12 protein-coding genes are annotated in these 16,346 nt (G+C 53.2%); 1 reads left to right on the top strand and 11 read right to left on the bottom strand.

The genetic code is table 11. The annotated features are described in order from the left end of the window. Positions 1-21: 21 nt before the first annotated feature. The 4 genes from ACX1DY_RS19305 to ACX1DY_RS19320 all read right to left on the bottom strand — a co-directional run bounded on the left by ACX1DY_RS19305 (position 22) and on the right by ACX1DY_RS19320 (position 6,772). Entirely contained in the window at positions 22-1,227 is a 1,206-nt protein-coding gene (locus tag ACX1DY_RS19305) for a Ger(x)C family spore germination protein (protein ID WP_458965824.1), read from the bottom strand. After that, complete coding sequence (locus ACX1DY_RS19310) at positions 1,217-2,887, bottom strand: spore germination protein (protein ID WP_458965825.1); 1,671 nt, start codon at positions 2,885-2,887, stop codon at positions 1,217-1,219. The genes ACX1DY_RS19305 and ACX1DY_RS19310 overlap by 11 nt, the downstream gene beginning before the upstream one ends. A 156-nt stretch (positions 2,888-3,043) precedes the next feature. Next, positions 3,044-3,880 (bottom strand): diaminopimelate epimerase, encoded by an 837-nt coding sequence (gene dapF / locus ACX1DY_RS19315; RefSeq protein WP_458965826.1) that lies wholly within the window; start codon positions 3,878-3,880, stop codon positions 3,044-3,046. 72 nt (positions 3,881-3,952) lie between these two features. Beyond that, positions 3,953-6,772 (bottom strand): calcium-translocating P-type ATPase, SERCA-type, encoded by a 2,820-nt coding sequence (locus tag ACX1DY_RS19320; protein WP_458965827.1) that lies wholly within the window; start codon positions 6,770-6,772, stop codon positions 3,953-3,955. 192 nt (positions 6,773-6,964) lie between these two features. Between ACX1DY_RS19320 and ACX1DY_RS19325 the strand changes: the two genes are divergently transcribed. Continuing rightward, on the top strand, positions 6,965-8,881 hold the full coding sequence (locus ACX1DY_RS19325) for an Rqc2 family fibronectin-binding protein (RefSeq protein WP_458965828.1): 1,917 nt from the start codon (positions 6,965-6,967) through the stop codon (positions 8,879-8,881). Between the two features lie 222 nt (positions 8,882-9,103). On the opposite strand, the gene ACX1DY_RS19330 is transcribed toward ACX1DY_RS19325, so the two are convergent. From ACX1DY_RS19330 to ACX1DY_RS19360, 7 genes are all read right to left on the bottom strand, one after another. Further along, positions 9,104-10,009: a PHP domain-containing protein gene (locus ACX1DY_RS19330; RefSeq protein ID WP_458965829.1), complete on the bottom strand. Its 906-nt coding sequence runs from the start codon at positions 10,007-10,009 to the stop codon at positions 9,104-9,106. 24 nt (positions 10,010-10,033) lie between these two features. After that, complete coding sequence (locus tag ACX1DY_RS19335; protein WP_458965830.1) at positions 10,034-10,603, bottom strand: GNAT family N-acetyltransferase; 570 nt, start codon at positions 10,601-10,603, stop codon at positions 10,034-10,036. A 12-nt stretch (positions 10,604-10,615) separates the two neighbouring features. After that, positions 10,616-11,515 (bottom strand): selenium metabolism-associated LysR family transcriptional regulator, encoded by a 900-nt coding sequence (locus ACX1DY_RS19340; protein ID WP_458965831.1) that lies wholly within the window; start codon positions 11,513-11,515, stop codon positions 10,616-10,618. 78 nt (positions 11,516-11,593) lie between these two features. Beyond that, complete coding sequence (locus ACX1DY_RS19345) at positions 11,594-12,034, bottom strand: hypothetical protein (RefSeq protein ID WP_458965832.1); 441 nt, start codon at positions 12,032-12,034, stop codon at positions 11,594-11,596. Between the two features lie 69 nt (positions 12,035-12,103). Beyond that, positions 12,104-13,069: a diguanylate cyclase domain-containing protein gene (locus ACX1DY_RS19350; protein WP_458965833.1), complete on the bottom strand. Its 966-nt coding sequence runs from the start codon at positions 13,067-13,069 to the stop codon at positions 12,104-12,106. After that, a complete protein-coding gene (locus tag ACX1DY_RS19355) occupies positions 13,050-13,958 on the bottom strand; it encodes an EAL domain-containing protein (RefSeq protein ID WP_458965834.1) in 909 nt (302 codons plus the stop codon). Before ACX1DY_RS19355 ends, ACX1DY_RS19350 begins: the two co-directional genes overlap by 20 nt. 104 nt (positions 13,959-14,062) lie before the next feature. Continuing rightward, a complete protein-coding gene (locus ACX1DY_RS19360) occupies positions 14,063-16,048 on the bottom strand; it encodes a Na+/H+ antiporter (RefSeq protein WP_458965835.1) in 1,986 nt (661 codons plus the stop codon). Positions 16,049-16,346 lie beyond the last annotated feature (298 nt).

Here is a 16,346-nt window from a genome sequence, read left to right on the forward strand (position 1 = left end):
ATCTCTCCCCTTCCACTCTCATTAGTAAACCTGGAATGAATTCTCGCGCATATCTGTATGTCTTATTACGGTGTCCGCATCAATGTTGACGTTACAGGCCGCAAAGATATTCTCCCAATGATTTTTCACCTTCTTCCATCCGCGCGGATTTTCCCGCTCCACCACCTCACCGAAGCCAAGGTAATCACTTCCCAGCTTTTGGGCAGAGGCAATCGCGGTTTGAATTTGACTGCGGGTTTCTTCTGTCAGTTGATCCGACAGCCTTTCCAGTACTTTCGGCGAGGTAAGGTCAAATGAATTGGGAGACTCCTTAAGAGCCGCCTGCTGGGTAATTTTGATGTTAATTACGGGATGCTCCGGGTCCTTTGCCGATGCGGTAACCGATACCTGGGATTGATAGACATTGAAAGCCAGATATCCTTTCTCATTTTTTATCACTACCGGAAACTCTTTGGTTTTGTTGAGCAAAAGAACTGTGCCGAGCGCGGATTTCCCCTCAAGCCAGCCTCTCAGCTTATCATCCTTGAAAGCCGCCAGTTTGGAAACTCTCAGAATTGTTTGCGGTGCGATGGTTTTCAAATTGTCGTTGGTGTCCGCGCTCTCTCTGTTCCCGCTTGTAAAAACACCGTTAATGACCGGTCCGCCGCCCCTGATTTGAATCCCCCTGATTACATCATCGACCTCCATCTTGAAATTGTAGCCAAACTGCTTCGAGGTGGTAGCCAGCTTCTCAACCAGATCGCTCGAAGGAATCTTACTGAACACGGTCATCGTTGACATCACTTCGCGGGCCGGCTGATCCTTGGAGACAAAAACCAGGCTGGTCAGCCGCATGTCGCTCTCCCGTTCCATCACATCCAGCATGTCCTTGATGCCCTCCCGGGCAAACTTCTCGGAAATCACTATAACCCGGATATGCCCGAGGGATAAGAAACGCGCCGTCTGCCGCGAAGCATTCGCGAGCGCTTCATACATTGTGCGTCCGCTGCCGGTATATAAAGCCACCGGTGAAGTATTCCTGGTTTTTTCCCCGGAAATTTCTTCCGACACAATAACCTGAAAGGAAAGCATATATTTCTGGTCATCCGAAGGCCCCCTGTCGATGGCAACTCCGGATACGATCGCCCGGCGGTTAAGCTCGACACTGTCCCAGCAGCCGGTGAGCATGAGCGGCAGCAGAACCTGCATAGCTGCAAGCAGCGTGAAAGCGAGGCTTCTAATCTTCATCAGGCTGATCTCCTGTTCCAGATTTCCCTGCGGTCTTGTTCTCACGAATCGGCGGCGCCAGCGCTTCCTCATTTCCCGTTGTCACCCGCATAAACTTCGGCAGCTCGGCACGCATCTGCTGCGGTGATTTACGGGGAGACATGAGCCAGAGCGGCATTCTTAAGATCGTATCCTTTTGGCCTTTGACAGACAGCGGCACAAACGGAGATAAATACGGGATACCGAAGGAACGTAGGCTGTTCATATGCGCTACCATCACAATCAGCCCCAGGGTCACGCCATAGAAGCCAAACATCGCGGCAAGCAGCAGAAAAGCAAAGCGGATCAGTCGTCCGGCAATGGCCATGTTGTACGCCGGAATCGCGAAGCTGGCAATCCCGGTCAAGGCGACAACAATCACCATAATCGGGGCGATAATACCGGCCTCGACGACAGCCTGCCCCAGAATTAGCGCCCCGACGACCGAAACGGTCTGTCCAATGACACGCGGCATCCTTACTCCGGCTTCACGGAGGATTTCAAAAGCGCTCTCCATCAGAAGAGCCTCGACAAACGCCGGGAACGGCACATTTTCCCGTTGAGCCAGTAGACTAACGAGCAGCGTCGTCGGAATCATTTCATAGTGATAAGTCGTCAGCGCAATATAAACCGCAGGCCCAAGAATCAGGACAATAAAACTCAAATACCGTACAATCCGCATCAGAATGGCAATATCGAATCTTTGCGAGTAATCCTCTGCCGACTGGAAGAACTGGGTGAATATAGCCGGTAAAATGAGCACAAACGGAGTCCCATCGACAATGATCACTACCCGCCCTTCCAGCAAATTGCCGGCGGCAACATCCGGACGCTCCGAATTATAGATCGTCGGGAACGGCGTAAAGGTCTTGTCCTGAATAAGCTCCTCGATAAAGCCGGACTCCAGCACTTCATCCATAGCAATCTTGTTCAGGCGCTCCCGGACCTCGCGGAGCAAATCCTCCCCTGCGAAACCCTCTACATACATTAGCGCCACAAGCGTCTGTGTTTCGCTCCCGATCTTCATATACTCCAGTCGAAGCTTGGGGGACTTGATTCTCCGGCGGATCAGGGAGATGTTGGTGGCGACTGATTCGACAAAACCATCCTTCGGGCCTCTGACGACCATTTGCGAGGAGGACTCGCTGATCGAACGCCATTCACCGCCCTTCGTTGCGCACAGGATTGCCGCACTATAGCCATCAAGCAGAATTGCCGTATCCCCTGAGAGAACCGCCAGCATAATCTCTTTCCAATCTTCCATGATTTCCGCCTCGCCGATCTCCAAGGCCCGGCTCAGAATCATGCCTGGGAGCTGGCCGCTCCCGTCGTCACTCTCTGCACAGTCCATGATCAGGCCGTCCGTACTCACGGCAAGGAGTGAGCCGACCACAAATTCGTTCACAGAGGTGGAGTCAACCAGCCCGCTCAGGTGGATAGCCGCGGCGCGGATGCGGTGAGGCCCGCCAAGCTGGACCTCACGGATTTTGAGATCAGGGCTGTTTCCAAGCTCTGACTGAATACCCGCAAGGCTCTCGGACAGCTCCGTAGATAATCTTGAAGGTCCGCTTATCTGCGATGAACCGGATTGTTCACTCTGCGCCGTTTTGCCTCTGCTTGCAGCATTCCTCTTTGTGTCCATGTTAGCCCCCCATCCATACTGGGTGCTATTATTTGCATTAAGCTCTTCCATTATTCGGCTGCTCTTCCACAGCAGCACAACAAAGATGCCCCGCAGGCGTTTCGCCGCGGGGCATCTTTGTACTGTTCCTATTCGAAGATACACTAAGTTACAGATTTAGATTTCAACTGAACCCGTATATACAACCTTCGCCGGGCCGGTCATATACACATGGTTGTCTTGTTCGTTCCATTCAATAAACAGGTCGCCGCCCTTCAGGCTGATTGTAGCCGAGCGGTCGGTCAGACCGTTCAGCACAGAGGAGACCAGCGTAGCGCAAGCACCGGTGCCGCAGGCGAGTGTAGGACCGGCGCCGCGTTCCCAGACACGCATATCCACATGGCTGCGGCTGGTCACGGTAGCGAACTCTACATTAACTTTTCTCGGGAACAGCGGATGCACCTCCAGCTTAGGCCCCCAGGTGTTCAAATCAAAACCTACGGCATCGTCCACGTAGATTACACAGTGCGGGTTGCCCATGGATACGGCAGTGAACTTGAACTCAGTTCCGTCCGTTTCAATCGGCTGATTCAGCACAGGCTCGACATCAATGGCGACCGGAATTTGCAACCCGGACAACACAGGCTCGCCCATATCGACTGTAACGGTCTCCACTATGCCGTCCTTCACCTGCAGAGATACTTTTTGCTCGCCGGCACCAATCGTTTCAATAACAATCTGCTCTGAGCTGACAAGACCGTGCTCATAGACGTATTTGGATACGCAGCGGATCGCATTGCCGCACTGCTCCGCTTCCGAGCCGTCCGAGTTCATAATGCGCATCATATAATCTCCGCGCTCTGAAGGGAGAATGTATACCAGGCCGTCGGCGCCGATGCCGAAGAACCGGTTGCATAAGGTAACCGCAAGCTCCGAAGCATTGCCGGGCAGTTCCTGCTCGCCGAATACGATGATAAAGTCATTGCCTAGGCCATGCATTTTGGTAAATTCCATTGAAATTCCACTCCTAATAACAAAGTATCGTGAACCAAGCATACCTCAAGGAGTGGGTTTAAGCTATTGATTTTATGCCGAAATTTTTGTACTTTTTATCATTGCCCGTCCGCCGCTGCGGCTGCGGTTCTTCTTGCCTCCCCAAACGCTGCCTGCACCCATTACAAATGTAGGGATTCCGGCGGCGACCAGCACCAGGCTCCAGTCGCGTAAGCCGAGCGGCACAGTCTTGAAGACTGGTTGAAGCGGCGGCAGATACATCACAGCCAGCATTAGCAGAACGGATGACAGCACAGCAAGCACCAGAAATTTGTTCTGGAACGGATTGCGGTGGAACACCGAGCGCGAGCTGCGGCAGTCAAAGACATGGATCAATTGTGCCATAACGAGTGTTGCAAAAGCGACCGACTGCGCCCTGATTAGCTGCGCCGGGCTGCCCGGGTCAATCCGCAGCGTCAGCCAGAAGGCGGCCAGCGTGCACAGACCGATCAGCAGCCCGCGGCTGATGATTTTCCAGCCGAGGCGACGGGCGAAAATGTTCTCCTTCGCCCCGCGCGGCTTGTGCTCCATCAGGTCCTTCTCGGGCTGATCCACACCAAGCGCCATAGCCGGCAGTCCGTCGGTCACCAGATTGACCCAGAGAATCTGAATCGGAACGAGCGGCAGCGGCAGCCCCAGCATCATGGCGAAGAACATCGTCAGGATCTCTCCGACATTGGAGGCGAGCAGATAGCGGATAAATTTACGGATATTCTCGTAAATATTCCGCCCCTCCTCAATAGCCGCGACAATTGTGGAGAAGTTGTCGTCGCCCAGTACCAGCGCGGAAGCTTCTTTCGTTACATCCGTGCCGGTGATGCCCATGGAGATGCCGATATCCGCCGCTTTGATCGCCGGAGCATCGTTGACACCGTCCCCGGTCATCGCCACCACATGGCCGCGGCGCTGCAGCGACTTAACGATGCGCAGCTTATGCTCCGGGGATACCCTCGCGTACACGTACACATTATCCGAGACTTTATCCAGCGCATCGTCATCCATCCGGGAGAGCTGGCTGCCGGTCAGCACGGTTCCGCCGCGCTGCAGGATGCCAAGCTGATGGGCAATCGCCTCGGCGGTTGTGCCATGGTCGCCGGTGATCATCACTGTCTTGATTCCCGCACGGCGGGTAACGCTGATGGCATCACGGACTTCACGCCGCGGCGGGTCGATCATGCCAGCCAGCCCAACGAACACAAGCTGGGCTTCCGCTTCCTTTTCGCTCCCCGCCACTTCTCCTGTACGCATATCGCGGTAGGCCATCCCCAGCACACGCAGCGCGCCGGAGGCCATCTCCTCGTTCGCTTCCAGCACCTTCTGGCGCAGGGTTGGCGTGCAAGGCACAACACCGCCCTCCCACAGCATATAGGAGCAGCAATTCAGCAGCACGTCCGGCGCCCCTTTGGTGCAGATCATCCGTCCGCCGGGATGGCTCACAACGACAGACATCAGCTTGCGTTCCGAATCAAAAGGAAATTCCGTCTCCCTTGTATACGTCACCGCCAAGGTCTGTGAGGTCAGCCCCATCTTCGCGGATAAGGCAACCAGCGCGCCTTCGGTCGGGTCGCCCTTCAGCTCCCATACCGACTGGCCCACAGGGCTTTTGTCCGCTTCGCTGCCCTTCTCCTTCCCCTTGCGTCTAGCACGTGCTTCCCCGGGAAAGGTCTCTACGATCTCCGCATTGCTGCACAAGGCGCCAATCTGAAGCATGCGCCGCAGATTTTGATCATTTTTCAGATCAATGGGTTTGCCCTTTTGCAGCACATGCCCGCTCGGAGCATAACCTTCACCGGTGACCTCCAGCTTGCGTCCAGCGTTCCATAGCTGCGTCACTGTCATTTTGTTCTGGGTCAGGGTACCTGTCTTATCAGAGCAGATCACCGAGGCGCAGCCGAGCGTTTCCACCGAAGGCAGCTTGCGGACAATGGCTTTGCGCTTGATCATCCGCTGCACGCCCAGCGCCAGTGCAATCGTCACAATGGCCGGCAGCCCTTCCGGTATAGCAGCGACGGCAAGGCTGACTCCGGCCAGGAACATGCCCGCCGCCGGCTGGCCGTGCAGAATGCCCGCAACGACAACGACAATCGTTAATCCTAGGGATACATAGATCAGAATTTTGCCGAGCTGCTCCAGCCGGTGCTGCAGCGGCGTCTCCTGAGATTCGGTATTCTGAATCAAATCGGCGATTTTGCCCATTTCGGTATCCATCCCGGTACGGACAACAATCGCCTTACCGGTCCCTCTGGTGACCATCGTGCCCAGGAAGCCGATATTTTTCTGGTCGCCAAGCGGAATCTCCTCGGCATGGATCGCTTCCGAATGCTTGGAGACCGGCACGGATTCACCGGTTAATGCCGACTCCTCGGCGTACAGCGCGCTGCACTGCAGCCAGCGGACATCGGCGGGAATCCGGTCGCCGCTCTCCAGCAGCACAATATCTCCGGGGACCAGCATTTTTGCCGGAATATGCGCAAGCTTGCCATCCCGCAGCACCTTCGCGGACGGTGCGGAGAGCTGCTTCAGTGCCCGCAGTGAACGCTCAGCGCGGAATTCCTGCACAAAGCCCAGCACCCCGTTCAGCATAATAATGGCGACAATCGTTATTGCATCCAGGTATTCACCCAGCAGGCCGGACACCAGCGTCGCTCCCATCAGCACCAGCACCATGAAATCCTTGAACTGGTTCAGGAGCAACGTCAGCGGGGATACGGCCTTCCCTTCCGACAGCTCATTGTGCCCGTTCTCCTTCAGCTTCTCTGCGGCATCCTCTCCACTTAGGCCCGACTCCGGATGAACGCCGAACATCTTCTGCAGTTCCTCTGCACCGAGCCGGTGCCAACTTTTTTGTTCCATAATCCTTCTTTCCCCTCCCGGTCGTTTCTTGACTTCCGGCGGCGCACAGCTTTTCCACCTGTTCATGTCCAAGTGTATTCATGGTCGTCCCAAAATATCACTGCCGGCCGGCTTCTCCTTTTGCGCAAAAGTGTCAAAGTATGGCATCATAGAGAAGAGAACATTATTATCAGGCGACAGGAGAACATTATCATGGCATTAGACGGCATTGTAACAAGAGCGATCGTGCATGAGCTTGAACCCTTTATTGGTGCGCGCATCGGCAAAATATATCAACCAAGCACCCACGACCTGATCTTTATCCTTCGGGGCTCCGGCGGCGGCGGCAAGCTGCTGTTGTCGGCCAATCCGACATACCCGCGCCTTCATCTGACCGACAGGAACAGCATCAATCCGGCGGAAGCCCCGATGTTCTGCATGCTGATGCGCAAGCACTGCGAAGGCGGAACCATCGAGAGCATTAGCCAGGTCGGCATGGAGCGCATCATTCATATTAATGTCCGGACCCGGGATGAGCTGGGGGATGTATCCGCCAAAAAAATCATCATCGAGCTGATGGGCCGGCACAGCAATATCATTCTCACGGAGCTGGCCACCGGCACCATTATCGACGGGATTCATCACGTCACGCCATCCATTAGCAGCTACCGCAATGTAATGCCGGGTATCGCCTACATCGAACCGCCGCAGCAGCATAAGCTGAACCCGCTTGATGTCAGACGCGAGGCATTTCTTAATCTTGCGGCTGCCGCCGAGGAGGAGGCGCTGCTGGCTGACAGCGAGGAAGAGCAGGAACCCGAGGATATGATTGAGGGCGAGCTGGCCGACCTCTTGAAATCGCTGGAGGAGCCGAAAGCCGCAGGCTCCGGGGGACCAGCGCCATCAGCCGATCCTATAGGCTGGATGGTCCATGCCTTCAGCGGCATGAGTCCGCTGATTGCCGGGGAGATTGTGCTGCAGCGCAAGGCTGCAGCTTCAGAGAGGGATGCCGCAGGTGCAGCGTATAGTACTTCATCAGCGGCGGGCAGCGCCCGGGCAGATGCGGCTGCATTGTGGGAAGCCTTCGATGCGGTTCTTGCGCCGGTGCGGGAAGGCAGATTCTCCCCGATGTCGGGCTTGAACGCCAAAGGCAAACCGGTCTTCTCGGCGATTAAGCTCTCGCTTTCGGATGAGCATGTGAAGCACTACAGCTCCATCAGCGCCTGCCTGGAGGATTATTACGGGGATAAAGCCGAACGCGATACAGTAAAACAGCGGGTCAGCGACCTGATCCGGTTCCTCGGGAATGAACGGAGCAAAAATGTCAAAAAGCTGGCGAATTTGCAGAAGGATCTCGACGAAGCCCAGGATGCCGATCAATTCCGCATCTGGGGTGAGCTGCTGTTCGCTTCACTGCATGCGGTGTCCAAAGGCGACAAGCAAGCCACGCTTGTGAATTATTACGACGAAGACCAGGCGGAAATCACCATCCCGCTCGATCCGCTGCTGAATCCTTCGGACAATGCGCAGCGTTATTTCAAGAAATACAACAAATACAAGAACAGCCTGCTGGTGATCAACGAGCAGCTGCTCAAGACCCATGAAGAGATTACCTACATGGAGACGCTGCTGCAGCAGCTTGCCCACGCTTCACTGAACGATATCGAGGAAATCCGCGACGAGCTGGTGAGCCAGGGCTACCTGCGCGACCGCAGCAAAAAAGGCAAAAAGAAAAAGAAAACCGCCCGCCCTACGCTGCAGGTGTTCACCTCTTCTGAAGGCGTGGATATCTATGTGGGCAAAAACAATCTGCAGAACGAGTACGTCACCAACCGTCTGGCCTCTGCGAATGACACCTGGCTGCACACTAAAGATATTCCCGGCTCCCATGTCGTGATCCGCAGCGAATCCTTCGGGGACGCCACACTTGAAGAGGCTGCACAATTAGCCGCCTATTTCAGCCAGGCCAAGCAGTCCAGCAGCGTTCCGGTAGACTGCACCCTGATCCGACATGTCCGCAAGCCAAGCGGGTCCAAACCCGGATTCGTGATCTACGATCACCAGAAGACCCTATTCGTTACCCCGGATGAAGAGCGGATCAAAAGCCTGCCGAACACGCTTAGAAGCTAACGGCAGCCACAGAATGTAAGGGCGATCACGGATGGCCGTCTGCCATCCTAACAAGTAGAAACGGCTACGCCGTCCATATATTTTCAAAAAGAACCTCCAGCCATGTGCGGGTCATTCTCATGCCCGCCATTCGGCTGGAGGTTCTATATATTCTAGTGAGCGGAGTAAGCTGCCGCTTCCCGCATATGCAATTCTATCTTTCCAAGCACCGCTGCATGCTGCTCAGAGCTGCTCTGGCTTCTGTTCAAGCTGTCTGAGCTGCTCCAGCACTGCGGCCGGAACCGACACGCTGCCGATCTCACCGTGGAACACAACACCCTGGCGTGCTCCGTGGAAATCCGAGCCTCCTGTGACCAGCAGGCCGAATTCATTCGCCATCGCCAGATAACGCTCCTCGTCCTCACGGCTGTGATCCGAATGATACACTTCAATGCCGCGCAGAGCGCTACGCTCTATGATGCTGCGTACCAGTTCATCATCTCCGTAGATTCCGGGATGCGCAAGCACCGGAGTACCTCCTGCTTCGATAATCCACTCACAGGCCAGCTCCGGAGTAATCCGCGGCGGCGATACGTAGGCTGCAGCACCTTCAGCCAAATACTTGTCAAAGGCGTCCCGCATATTCTCCGCCGCACCCAGCCGCACCAGTTCATCGGCAATATGCGGACGGCCGACACTTTCGTCCGGCTTCAGTTCACGGCCTATGCCTGCTATTACCTGATCTAGTGTGATCCCTATACCCAGCCCCTGCAGCTTGGCGATAATGGCATCATTGCGCCGGGCGCGCGTATCCCTTTGCTCGGCAAGCCGGGAGAGAAACAGCTCCTGCTCCGTGTCGATGTAATATCCAAGCACATGAATCTCTTTGCCTCCCGCATGTGTGCTGATCTCCACACCCGGAACAACGGTAATTCCGTATTTCCGGCCTGCTTCAAGCGCTTCCGCCACTCCGGCTACCGTATCATGGTCGGTGATCGCCACCGCTGCAAGCCCTTTTTCATGGGCCAGCCGCACATTTTCCGCCGGGGGCTGCATGCCGTCCGAAGACAAAGTATGTGTATGCAGATCGCAGCGGCCTGCTGGTCCACCGCTATCTTTTAAATGATCATTATGGTTCGCTTGCTTCACCTGTCCGTCACCTCACAGTTCAAGTTAATGCCCCATTCCGGCTTCCCATTCCTCACGAAGAATTCCCATCTTGATTGCATCATAATACCCGCCGCGCACGATCCGCGCTTTACGGACCCGCGCTTCTTCGATCATGCCGCATTTGGCGGCCAGCCCCATCATTCTCACATTGCCGGACCACGTGCCAATCCCGAGACGGACCGTATCCATAGCTTGGAACAGATAACCCATCCACATCCGAAACGCCTCGGTTCCATATCCGCCAGACCAATAACGTGAATCATAGATCGAGATGCCAATCTCGAACCAATTCGTTTCCTCGGACACCCAATACCTGCTTACCATTCCCTTAAGTTCACCGTTAATCTCAATGATCAGACGGTTGCGGGGCATATCTGTACCTACCAGTGCGAGTGTATTAGCAAATTTCGGTTCGAAAGCTTCATAGCTTTCCCATTCCCGCTGGTAATACGGGCCGTCCCATTCCAAATGCTCACGATCATCCGCTTCAAAATTGTAATAATAGATGGTGCGGATATCCTCTTGCGTCAAGTCCCTCAGTGTGACTTTATCTCCCTGCAGCAAAATCGCCATACGTAGCCTCCTTTACTTATCCCCCGCATGCTGGCGTAAAAAAGTAAGAAACGTAACCGCCGAGATCGGCAGCAGCGTTGATTTGAGATGGATCGCATAAAATTGTCTTTTAAAAGATGCGTCCGTGATGTTCACGACCTTCAGCAGACCCAGCGCCACCTCATGCTTGACCGAAGAGGTCGAGATAATAGTAATCCCCAGCCCCGCTTCCACCGCCGATTTCACAGCTCCCGTACTTCCCAGCTCCATGACCACGCGCATCGCGCCCGGATCAAGTCCTTTGGCGAGCAATTGCTCCTCCATCACCCGGCGGGTTCCCGAGCCCTGTTCACGCAGCACAAACGGATGGCGCAGCGCCTCCTCCAGCGTCACCTCGTTCCTTCCTGCAAGCGGGTGCTCCCGGGGCACAATCAGCTTCAGCTCGTCACCCATAACCGGCTCTATAACCATGTCGGGATGAGATACCGGGGCTTCGATCAGTCCGAAGTTCAATTGGTGCTTGTGAATCTCCTCCATGAGCTGCGAGGTATTCATCACCTTCATCATAATCGAGATGTTCGGATATTCTTTGCCAAAAGGCCCCAGCAGCCGCGGCAGCACATATTCGCCGATCGTCAGACTTGCTCCGAGCTGCAGACGCCCCTCCAGCATGTGGGTAAAAGCAGACATCGCCTGGTCCGTCTCCCGCATGAGCTGAATGCTGCGCAGTGCGAACGGCAGCAGGGTGCGGCCGGCTTCGGAGAGCATGATCTTTTTGCTGGAACGGTCAAAGAGCTTGGTTCCGAAATAATCCTCAAGCGCCTGCACCTGCATCGTCACCGCCGGCTGTGTCATATGCAGCGTCTGGGCTGCGGCAGAGAAGCTCCCCCGCTCGGAAACTGTATAAAAAATATGAAGCTGATGAAAATTCATGCGTTCAGGACTCCTTCTCCTAGTTCAAAAAAAACATGCAGCCGTCAGCCGCATGCCTTCTTGTTAAATTTGTATGCGTCATCTGCGTCTGCGGCGTTTCTTCATCAGCTTCATCCGGCGGGAGTAGCGCAGCCAAGAATAGTAACTCCGCAAATCCCGCAGCTGGGGTGTGGCCGATATTTTGCCAAGAAACGATACAATCACCATAACATACAGCGGGTGGCCGGAAAGCGATGTTACCCCTTCCAGCTCCGTGAACTCAACGATAACCGCCATATCATTGTCGATCAGATACGCATTATACTCTCTGTGCGAATACGGTCTTAACCGGTTCATCTTCACACATTGCCAGATCCATGCACCAAGGTCCTCGTCCTTGCCTTCCTGATTGATTCTGTCCGCAAAACGGCTCCTCGCATGAGGGGTTATGAAGATATCAGCAACCCTGTATTCATTTAGCATGATGTGGAAGGGTTCATATACCCCCCATTCATCCATCCCCTTGCTCTGCATCTTCATCACACTCCACCGTGGCATGCTCTTATTGTTGTCAATCTTACCCTATTGACGTTTGTTGAGCAAGCATAGTCAGCCTGATTTCGTTGCCGGGATGCTTCTGTCATCCACATAGCTGCTGCCATTGATCATTTTGCATTTTTTCTTAAGCCGTGCCGCTTCACCTGAAATGTCCTGGGCGGAATCGAAGCGCCGGAAGCGGTTGGTGACGACAGCAATGGAGATCGAGACCAGCGGAATTTCTTCCATCATTCCTGAACGGCTTTCGGACAGCACATACTGCTGCGCCAGGTGAGTCTGAGTGTAGAAGCCTTTTACCGCCCTGTCGAACTCAGCGATAATTGTCCGGCAGTAATCCTCATAATGATAATTATCAATAAAAATAATAAAATCATCCCCGCCGATATGTCCGAGAAAACCGTCCAGCCGCAGTGTGCAATGCTTCAGAATTTCTGCCGTAGCCTGAATCATCCGGTCGCCTTCCTTAAATCCGTATGTATCATTGTATGCTTTGAAATGGTCCAGATCAATATAAAGCACACTGAACTGCTCCTGCAGCAGTGATTTTACCATCCATTCATTGATGCTGAGATTGCCCGGCAACCCAGTCAACGGATTCAGGAAGCTGGCGGCCACTGCCTGAATCTCGGCAAAGTTAAGCAATAAATCCCTTACGCTCACCGCCCCAAACAACGAATCCTCATGGACGACAAGCACATAATCATAGAGATTCTCTTCACTTCTGTCCATTGCCAGCCTGCTCACTTCGGTGATGGGCGTCTTATACTCCACAACCAGCGGATGCTTGTCCATGATCAGCCCGATAGATCTGCCCATATAGAGCGTGAAGCCATACAAAGTACCGATCTGCTGATAAAAGCGAATTCTCATGATCAGCGCCACAGGATGCCCATTATCCGTTACTGCCACCCCCTGAAGCTGGGGATTGCCTTTAAAAATCTGGTCCACATACTCACATTTATGATGAAGCGAAATCTCCGGGATTTGCTCTGCGATTTCACCGATCTGAAGAAACATGCTTATAGCCTCCTCTAACTGGAACTTTTGGCGAAGACGGCGGAAATTCTCCCTGAACAGGCCAGTGGCCCGGTCTGCCCAGCGCATACCCTTGTCCAAAATCAATGCCCGCCAGCTGCAAATACAGCAGCTCCTCCGGCGTTTCAATCCCCTCGGCAATCACCCGGGTTGCGGAACGTTCGGCATATTCACGGATCAGCTCCAGCAGCTCTTGCTGCTCCCTGTTGTCATGAATTCCACGGATCAGTGACTTGTCCAGCTTGATGAATTCCGGCTTCAAATATACCAGAGTCTTGAGACTGTTATACCCGGAGCCGGCGTCGTCCACTGCGATGCGAAAACCCTGCTCACGGTAATGGGAGAGCACCTTTTCAAAACCTACATAGTCCTGCACCGCCTGCCTCTCCGTCAGCTCGAATACGACACGCTCCGGAGAAAGTTCCAGCTCTTGCAGCAGACCGAGCGTCTCCCCGCTTTTATGTCGGACATCATTCAGCACCCCCGGATGCACATTGATAAAAACAAGCCTCTCCGTCCCGCACTCCGGCTCAGTTAATCTTTCCACATACCGCGAGAGCGAAATCCGCCGGCAATACTGCTCGAACTTGAACATCTGCTCCGTTCGTCCGGCAAATTCATAGAAATGCTCTGTGGTCGGAAAATGCGGGGAGGCCGGAGGCCGGTTCAGCACCTCATGTCCGATGGTTCGCCCGCTTCCCAGCTCCAATATGGGCTGAAAAAAGGTATCCAGTCTTCCGTTATCCATAATTTCCAGAAGCGCCGACAATCTTCCCAGCTCCTTGACCTCATTCCGCAGCCTCCCGTTGACATGCTGGAAATACTGGGGGATCGCAAGCAGCATTTGGGTTAACGCCTTACGTTTCGTCATTCAATCACCTGTATGCCTATCCTCGTGAATTTTGTCACTCTCTTATAAGCATATAACGGAAGTATTAACCAGCGATAAAGTACGAGGCTATCTCCTTCTATTCGTCAAATTTCTTCCCTCAGATCATGCTCCATGATTGATAAATTGTTCTTCAGTTCCTTCATAACGGCTCTTCGAATCCGCCCGGTCTCGAACATGTCCTGAATCTGATCGCGTTCCAATTGAATCCCAATTCTGGACAGCTCATAGAGCGCCGAGTCAACCTCCTGCTTCTTGGAGAACTTCGCCCCTGCTTCCTTTAGTACCGCCAGTTCTCTTTCATAACGTACAACCATCGAGCTGACAATCTCAATATCCCATTCGTCTCCGGCCAGCAGTTCATTCAACTGCTTGAGGACATAAGTACAATTAAGAATCCGCAAAGCCTTCAATTCTGCCCGTTTATCAGAAAAACTCATCGCGGCCTGTTGCAGCAGCTCCATAGATCGCGGCCAGTTCCTTAAGGAGCTCAGTTCCTTTTTATATTCAGCTTCATGGGTGTACATTAACAGCAGTCTATTTACTTTTCTCAAATAACGATGTGCTGTATAAGAGTTGATTTCTTTAGAACTGATTGCAAGCTGCGTCCGTTCTTTTTCCCATTTCAGCATACTAATGCCAAGGGCCCGCTCCTTTGATTGCGTTTGCGCGTTGTTCTGCAGCTTTTGAATTCTGGATTTATAAGTATCAATAGTCAGGCCCACGGCCAGTTTATTCTTGTCGGTAATTTGCTCATTCAACCCGGCAACGACATTGCGCAGAATATCAATTTTGGCCTGAGCCTCATCCTCACTTTGCTCCTCAGCAGTTTCTGTTCCCACCAACAGAGGCAGGAGGTAGTTCGCTCCAAGCAGCGTCCAGATGATCACACCGGCTGCCAAAAAAATGATCAGATCTCTTGCCGGAAACGGCAGTCCATTATCTAAAAAGAACGGCAGCGACAAAGTACTTACCAGTGTTATAGTGCCCCGTACACCGGACAAGGTGACAATGAGGGCATGCTGCATTCTGACGCGCCAAGGCTCACCTGTTGCCCTGCTGCGTCGAGTATCCATCACAAGAACCCAGAGCAGCCGCAGTCCGAGCACAAACACAGTGATCACTAAGGAGTAGAATATAACTTGAAAATTCCCGATTTCCGAGCTTTCCCATATTGTCTGAATAATGTCCGGCAGTTGTGTGCCCAGCAGCAGAAACACCGCTCCGTTCAAGACAAAGATGATGACGGACCAGGTGCTTTTGGATACAACTCTAAGCATTGCCAGCTCGGGATGCAATTTCTTGAACCCGAAAGAATGGGCGATTCCGGCACTGACCACAGCAAGAATTCCGTTGACCCCCAGCTTCTCAGCCGCAATAAAAATGGCAAACGGCGTTATGATTTCAATCAGCATGTGCAGCGTGACATTTTCCATTCCCAGGCTCCGCAGCCATCTCACAAGCAAATATTTGACGAAGGTCAGCAGCAGCCCCAGAACGATTCCGCCGAGCGAAATGCCAATAAAGCTGAGACCGGCGAGCTTGAACGAGAACGCCCCTGTTACCATAGCGGCTACAGCAAATTGAAAGGAGACCAGTCCTGACGCGTCGTTGATCAAGGACTCGCCTTCCAGTATTTTCATCGTTTGATGGGGAATTTTGATTTTTTCTTCGAGCGCACCGACAGCTATAGCATCCGTAGGCGCCAGCGCAGCAGCCAAAGCAAAAGACGCCGCTAACGGAATAACGGGCAGCAGCCAATTCAAGAAATAACCTAGAGCTGCAACCGTCATAAATACCAGGCCCAAGGCCAGCCACAAAATAGGCTTCCGGAGTTCCCACAGCGCTTCTTTATTTGCGAGCTTCCCGTCATTAAATAGCAAGGGAGCGATGAATAACAATAAAAACAATTCCGGGTCCAGTGTTAGCTCATAATGCAGGGGCAACAATGTAATTGCCATTCCCAGCACAATTTGAATGATAGGAATAGAGACGGAGGGAATAAACCGATGCACCAGATTGGACAGGGAGACAGCGGTCAGCAGCAATAAAATAAATTCAAACAATTGCAAAGGATTCAGCCACCTTATAAGTATTCATTCTACTATGAACCAGCTTTTTAAACTGAATATAAACTTGAATTTCAAAAGTGCACAGACAAGAACAAAACGACCACGCCGACCTTCATGGACAACTTAGCCGCTTTAGATTTCAGTTTAGCGTTGCCTGGAGGACCCTTTAAGAATCCTTCGGTAATTCCAAGTGGAAAAAGGAACACTAATTTGCTCGAGCACCCTATTCTCCGCAAGTGAAGTGGAAAAAGGTTAACTAATTCAGCTCATTTCGCTCTTGACGTAGGAATATGACCCA

The sequence above is a fragment of the Paenibacillus sp. BAC0078 genome (assembly GCF_054483875.1).

Coding starts and splice junctions, on each gene's coding strand:
- ACX1DY_RS19310 (WP_458965825.1), bottom strand. CDS start 2,887: ATGGACACAAAGAGGAATGCTGCAAGCAGAGGCAAAACGGCGCAGAGT.
- ACX1DY_RS19345 (WP_458965832.1), bottom strand. CDS start 12,034: ATGAAGATGCAGAGCAAGGGGATGGATGAATGGGGGGTATATGAACCC.
- ACX1DY_RS19340 (WP_458965831.1), bottom strand. CDS start 11,515: ATGAATTTTCATCAGCTTCATATTTTTTATACAGTTTCCGAGCGGGGG.
- ACX1DY_RS19325 (WP_458965828.1), top strand. CDS start 6,965: ATGGCATTAGACGGCATTGTAACAAGAGCGATCGTGCATGAGCTTGAA.
- ACX1DY_RS19305 (WP_458965824.1), bottom strand. CDS start 1,227: ATGAAGATTAGAAGCCTCGCTTTCACGCTGCTTGCAGCTATGCAGGTT.
- dapF (WP_458965826.1), bottom strand. CDS start 3,880: ATGGAATTTACCAAAATGCATGGCCTAGGCAATGACTTTATCATCGTA.
- ACX1DY_RS19335 (WP_458965830.1), bottom strand. CDS start 10,603: ATGGCGATTTTGCTGCAGGGAGATAAAGTCACACTGAGGGACTTGACG.
- ACX1DY_RS19350 (WP_458965833.1), bottom strand. CDS start 13,069: ATGTTTCTTCAGATCGGTGAAATCGCAGAGCAAATCCCGGAGATTTCG.
- ACX1DY_RS19320 (WP_458965827.1), bottom strand. CDS start 6,772: ATGGAACAAAAAAGTTGGCACCGGCTCGGTGCAGAGGAACTGCAGAAG.
- ACX1DY_RS19355 (WP_458965834.1), bottom strand. CDS start 13,958: ATGACGAAACGTAAGGCGTTAACCCAAATGCTGCTTGCGATCCCCCAG.